We start from the raw sequence: 6254 nt of genomic DNA on the forward strand, positions 1-6254 counted from the left end.
CCGAACGACATCGAGGACGAAGCCCATGCCGAACGCCATCCGCCACCGCGCCAGCCGCGACGGCTATCACCCGATCCGCGTCTCGATCGAGTTCTTCCCGCCGAAGACAGAGGAGATGGAGAAGATCCTCTGGTCCTCGATCGAGCGCTTGGCGCCGCTCGGGCCGAAGTTCGTCTCGGTGACCTACGGCGCAGGCGGCTCCACCCGCGAGCGTACCCACAACACCGTCGCCCGCATGGTGACCGAGACCGGCCTCAAGCCGGCCGCCCACCTCACCTGCGTGGACGCGACCCGCGACGAGATCGATGCGGTGGTGCAGTCCTACTGGGATGCCGGCGTGCGCCACATCGTGGCGCTGCGCGGCGACCCGGCCGAGGGCGTCGGCCACGCCTACCGGCCGCATCCCGGCGGCTACGCGCAGACCTCGGACCTGGTCGCCGGCATCAAGCGGATCGGCGACTTCAAGGTCTCGGTCTCGGCCTATCCCGAGAAGCACCCCGAGGCCGCCTCGCTCGACGCCGACATCGACGCGCTGAAGGCCAAGGTCGACGCCGGCGCCGACCAGGCGATCACGCAGTTCTTCTTCGAGAACGAGGTCTACCTGCGCTACGTCGACAAGGTGCGCGCCGCCGGCATCGACATCCCGATCATCCCCGGCATCCTGCCGGTGCAGAACTTCAAGCAGGCTGCCAACTTCGCCCGCCGCACCGGCGCCTCGGTGCCGTACTGGCTGGCGGCGCGGTTCGAGGGGCTTGAGGGCGACGTCGAGACTCGCCGGCTGGTGGCGGCGGCCGTGGCGGCCGAGCAGGTGCTCGATCTGGTGGACGAGGGGGTCAACGACTTCCACTTCTACTCGATGAACCGCTCCGACCTCGTCTACGCGATCTGCCATCTTCTCGGCCTGCGTGCCCAGGCGCCGAAGGTGATGGCGGCGAAGGCCGCCTGACGGCTCGACCGCTCCGTCATCCCGGGGCGCCGCAGGCGAGCCCGGGATCCAGACGCTCCGACCTTGCCGAAACGACTTCGACGACAGCCGAAACCGACCTCCCGGACCCGTCGCGGTTCTGGATTCCGGGCTCCGCTGCGCGGCCCCGGAATGACGAGTGAGACATCCATGACCGACCTCCGCCCCGTCGACGGCACCGAAATCGAAGCCGCCCTGCGCCAGCGCGCCAAGGAGAAGATCCTCGTCCTCGACGGGGCGATGGGCACCGTGATCCAGCGCCTCGGCTATGGCGAGGTCGACTTCCGGGGCGAGCGGTTCAAGGACCACTCCCACGACCAGAAGGGCAACAACGACCTCCTGATCCTGACGCAGCCCGACGCGATCCGGCAGATCCACCTCGACTACTTCCTGGCCGGCGCCGACGTCTGCGAGACCAACACCTTCTCCGGCACCACGATCGCGCAAGGCGATTACGGCATGGAATCGGTGATTCACGAGCTGAACGCGCAAGGCGCGCGGCTCGCCCGCGAGGCCGCCAAGCTCGCCGAGGAGAAGGACGGCCGCCGCCGGTTCGTCGCCGGCGCCGTCGGCCCAACCAACCGCACGCTGTCGATCTCGCCGGACGTGAACAACCCCGGCTACCGCGCCGTGACCTTCGATCAGGTCAAGCAGGCCTATGCCGAGCAGGTCCGCGGCCTGATGGACGGCGGCGCCGAGCTGATCCTGATCGAGACCATTTTCGACACCCTCAATGCCAAGGCGGCGATCGCGGCCACCTGGCAGGTGTTCGACGAGCGCGGCGTCAAGCTGCCGATCCAGATCTCCGGCACGATCACCGACCTGTCCGGGCGCACCCTGTCGGGCCAGACCCCCGAGGCGTTCTGGAATGCGCTGCGCCATTGCCGGCCGCTGACCTTCGGCCTCAACTGCGCCCTCGGCGCCCGCGAGATGCGCGGCCACATCTCCGAGCTCTCCCGCGTCTGCGACACGCTGGTCTGCGCCTACCCGAATGCCGGCCTGCCCAACGAGTTCGGCCTCTACGACGAGAGCCCGGAGGCGATGGCCAAGCTCGTCGCCGAGTTCGCCGAGGGCGGCATCGTCAACATGGTCGGCGGCTGCTGCGGCACCACGCCGGACCACATCCGCGCCATCGCCGAGGCCGTCGCCGGCAAGACGCCGCGAGCGATCCCGACGATCGCGCCGCTGATGCGGTTGTCCGGCCTGGAGCCGTTCACGCTGACGAAGGAGATTCCCTTCGTGAACGTCGGCGAGCGCACGAACGTCACCGGCTCGGCCAAGTTCCGCAAGCTCGTCACGGCAGGCGACTATGCGGCGGCGCTAGACGTGGCGCGCGACCAAGTCGCGGCCGGCGCCAGCATCATCGACGTCAACATGGACGAGGGCCTGCTCGATTCCGAGAAGGCGATGGTCGAGTTCCTCAACCTCGTCGCCGCCGAGCCCGACATCGCCCGCGTGCCGGTGATGGTCGATTCCTCGAAGTTCCACGTCATCGAAGCCGGCCTCAAGTGCATCCAGGGCAAGGCGATCGTGAACTCGATCTCCATGAAGGAGGGCGTCGAGAAGTTCATCGCCGACGCCAAGGTGTGCCGTTCCTACGGCGCGGCCGTGGTGGTGATGGCCTTCGACGAAGAGGGGCAGGCCGACACGCTGGAGCGCAAGGTCGAAATCTGCACCAAGGCCTACAAGGTGCTGACCGAGGAGGTCGGCTTTCCGCCCGAGGACATCATCTTCGATCCGAACGTGTTCGCGGTGGCGACCGGCATCGAAGAGCACAACGGCTACGGCGTCGCCTTCATCGAGGCCACCCGCATCATCCGCGAGACGCTGCCCCACGCCCACATCTCGGGCGGCATCTCGAACCTGAGCTTCGCCTTCCGCGGCAACGAGCCCGTGCGCGAGGCGATGCACGCGGTGTTCCTGTACCACGCGATCAAGGTCGGCATGGACATGGGCATCGTGAACGCGGGCCAGCTCGCGGTCTACGACCAGCTTCCGGCGGAGCTGCGCGAGCTGTGCGAGGACGTGGTCCTCAACCGGCGCGACGATTCCACCGACCGCCTGCTGGAGTCGGCCGAACGCTTCAAGACCGGCGCTTCGGCCCAAGCCAAGACCGCCGACCTGACCTGGCGCCAGAACACGGTCGAGAAGCGCATCGAGCATGCGCTGGTCAACGGCATCACCGAGTACATCCTCGCCGACACCGAGGAGGCGCGCCAGGGCGTCGAGCGCCCGCTCCACGTCATCGAGGGACCGCTGATGGCCGGCATGAACGTGGTCGGCGACCTGTTCGGCTCCGGTAAGATGTTCCTGCCGCAGGTGGTGAAGTCCGCCCGCGTGATGAAGCAGGCGGTGGCCTACCTCGAGCCGTACATGGAGGCGGAGAAGCTCGCCAACGGCGGCGACGGCAAGCGCCGCGCCGCCGGCAAGGTGCTGATGGCCACCGTGAAGGGCGACGTCCACGACATCGGCAAGAACATCGTCGGCGTCGTGCTGGCCTGCAACAACTACGAGATCATCGATCTCGGCGTGATGGTGCCAGCGGCCAAGATCCTCGACGTCGCCCGCAAGGAGAACGTCGACATCGTCGGGCTGTCCGGGCTGATCACGCCCTCGCTCGACGAGATGGTGCACGTCGCCGCCGAGATGGAGCGCGAGGGCTTCGACGTGCCGCTGCTGATCGGCGGCGCCACCACCAGCCGCGTCCACACCGCGGTGAAGATCCACCCGTCCTACCAGCGGGGCCAAGCGATCTACGTCACCGACGCCAGCCGCGCGGTCGGCGTAGTGTCGAGCCTGATCTCCAAGGAGGCCCGCGGCGGCGTGATCGAGAAGGTGCAGGCCGAATACGCCAAGGTCGCCGACGCCCACGCCCGCTCGGAGCTCGACAAGCAGCGCCTGCCGCTCGCCAAGGCCCGCGCCAACGCCTTCAAGATCGACTGGACGGAGTACGCACCGAAGAAGCCGAGCTTCACCGGCACCCGCGTCTTCGGCGCCTACGAGGTCGCGGACCTCGTGCCCTACATCGACTGGACGCCGTTCCTGCAGACCTACGAGTTCAAGGGCCGCTACCCGGCGATCTTCGAGGATCCGAACCAGGGGCCGGCGGCCAAAGCCCTGTTCGACGACGCGCAGGGGATGCTGAAGCAGATCGTCGCCGAGCGCTGGTTCAACCCGAAGGCGATCCTGGGGTTCTGGCCGGCCAACGCGATCGGCGACGACATCGCCCTCTACACCGGCGAGAGCCGGTCCGAGCAACTCGCCACCTTCCACGGCCTGCGCCAGCAGCTGTCGAAGCGCGACGGCCGGCCGAACACCTGCCTGTCCGACTTCGTCGCGCCGGCCGAGACCGGGATCGCCGACTACGTCGGCGGCTTCGTCGTCACGGCAGGCCTGGAAGAGGTGCGGATCGCCGAGAAGTTCGAGCGGGCCAACGACGACTACCGGTCGATCCTGGTCAAGGCGCTCGCCGACCGCATCGCCGAGGCCTTCGCCGAGCGCATGCACGAGCGCGTGCGGCGCGAGTTCTGGGGCTATGCGCCGGACGAGACCTTCGCGCCGGAAGACCTCGTGCGCGAGGAATACGACGGCATCCGCCCGGCCCCGGGCTACCCGTCGCAGCCCGACCACACCGAGAAGGTCACCCTGTTCGACCTGCTCCAGGCCGAGCGCCGCATCGGTGTGAAGCTCACCGAATCCTACGCCATGTGGCCGGGCTCGTCGGTCTCCGGCCTCTACCTCGCGCACCCGAAGGCACACTATTTCGGCGTCGCGAAGGTCGAGCGCGACCAGGTCGAGGATTACGCCGAGCGCAAGGGCATGGACCTCCATGCCGTGGAGCGCTGGCTCGGGCCGATCCTGAACTACGACCCGGCACGGTATCTGGCGGTGGCGGCGGAGTAGCGGGCCCGCCTCGCCCGTTTCCTGCCTGGACGCCATCTGCATATATCCCTTGGAAGATATGGCAGGTGGCAGTCATGGCCGACATCGCGAAGGTGTTCTGGTCCGGGCAATCGCAGGCCGTCCGCTTGCCGAAGGAACTCCGCTTCGACGCGGAGGCGGTGCGGATCAGGCACGATGGCTACGCCGTCATCCTCGAACCGTTGGACGACGAGTAGGCGTCGTTTCCTCACCTGACCGACGAGGTCGCCACGGGCCTTCTCGCGGCCGTCGAGCAGGATTTGCCGCAGCAGGACCGACCCGGTCTCGATGCGCTCTTCGACCGAGGTTCCTGCTCGACACGAACGTGCTGATCGCGGTGATGAACCGGAGACCTGTCGTCACCGAAAAGGTCTTCAGCCATCCCAGACGCGCTTACGGCCTCTCCGTCATCGTCGCGCACGAGCTTCTGTTCGGAGCCTTTCGCGCTCTGCGCGTCGACGTCGCCCTCGAAGCGTTCGAGGGATTGCGCATGTCGATCGTGGATTTCGCGTTGGACGACGACCGCAAGGCGGGCGAGATTCGTGCCGCGTTCGCCGAGGCCGGAACGCCGATCGGCCCCTACGACGTGCTGATCGCCGGCCAGACGCTCGCCCGAAACCTGATCCTCGTCACCCGCGACGTCCGCGAATTCGCGCGGGTGCCGGGCTTGCGCGTCGAGGATTGGGAGGGTGGGGGCGCATAAGCCGGCACCTGTGTCCCAGAGGAGCTTGACCGGGCGGCCATCGCGGCTTCAATGCCCGGGCGGGATGGTCCGCGGGCGGGTTGCGTGGAGACGGGTATGCAGCGGCTGGCGTTCCTCCTCGCCGTCGCAACGGGCCTCGCGGTCACCGGCTGCACCGGCTTCTCCCACATCTCCAAGACCTACGTCAGCCTGACGCCGCAGGTGGTCACGATCTCCTGTAACGATCCCTACGAAGTCTACGACCAGCGCCAGCAGCGGCGGATGCTCGTCGTCTCGAACGCCCTGCGCGAGGTCACCGGCTGCGGCATCGGCGACCGCTACGCCGAGCGCGACCCCGGCGAGACGCGGGCGGCGCGCTTCCGCCTCGCGGCGCGGACCTACCTCGACGAGACCGTGCGCGAGGATTGCAAGATCACCGGCGAGGCGGTGTTCACTGACCTGCAGACCGAGTTCGTCTACGCCTGCGGCGGCCCGATCGAGTCGCGCACCGCGAAGGTGCCGCGCCTGCCCGGCCGCACAACCCCCGGCATCGGGCTGCGCTAGCAGGCTGCTGCAGAAGTCTGGCGTGGCGCTCGATTTGGATCGTCAGGGCTGTTTTTCGAGATCAGCCCACCTCGACGCGGCTCGATCCGCCAGCTTCGATGGTACTCCAGGTCGCGGGCTGCG

General features: G+C 67.9%; 4 protein-coding genes and 1 pseudogene. All 5 read left to right on the forward strand.

The window, feature by feature from the left end:
• Positions 1–25: 25 nt before the first annotated feature.
• The 5 genes and pseudogenes from metF to FV229_RS13095 all read left to right on the forward strand — a co-directional run bounded on the left by metF (position 26) and on the right by FV229_RS13095 (position 6131).
• Positions 26–946, forward strand: coding sequence for a methylenetetrahydrofolate reductase [NAD(P)H] (gene metF / locus FV229_RS13075; RefSeq protein ID WP_147752399.1), 921 nt, complete (start codon positions 26–28; stop codon positions 944–946).
• 168 nt (positions 947–1114) lie between these two features.
• Positions 1115–4867 (forward strand): methionine synthase, encoded by a 3753-nt coding sequence (metH, locus tag FV229_RS13080; RefSeq protein WP_147752400.1) that lies wholly within the window; start codon positions 1115–1117, stop codon positions 4865–4867.
• Positions 4868–4941: 74 nt separating this feature from the next.
• A pseudogene (locus FV229_RS13085) lies at positions 4942–5079 on the forward strand (AbrB/MazE/SpoVT family DNA-binding domain-containing protein); the annotation flags it as partial.
• 116 nt (positions 5080–5195) lie between these two features.
• Entirely contained in the window at positions 5196–5588 is a 393-nt protein-coding gene (locus FV229_RS13090; RefSeq protein ID WP_281406714.1) for a PIN domain-containing protein, read from the forward strand.
• A gap of 96 nt (positions 5589–5684) precedes the next feature.
• Positions 5685–6131, forward strand: coding sequence for a hypothetical protein (locus FV229_RS13095; protein ID WP_147752403.1), 447 nt, complete (start codon positions 5685–5687; stop codon positions 6129–6131).
• Positions 6132–6254 lie beyond the last annotated feature (123 nt).

Source organism: Methylobacterium sp. WL120 (genome assembly GCF_008039465.1).
Classification (GTDB): Bacteria; Pseudomonadota; Alphaproteobacteria; order Rhizobiales; family Beijerinckiaceae; genus Methylobacterium; species Methylobacterium cerastii.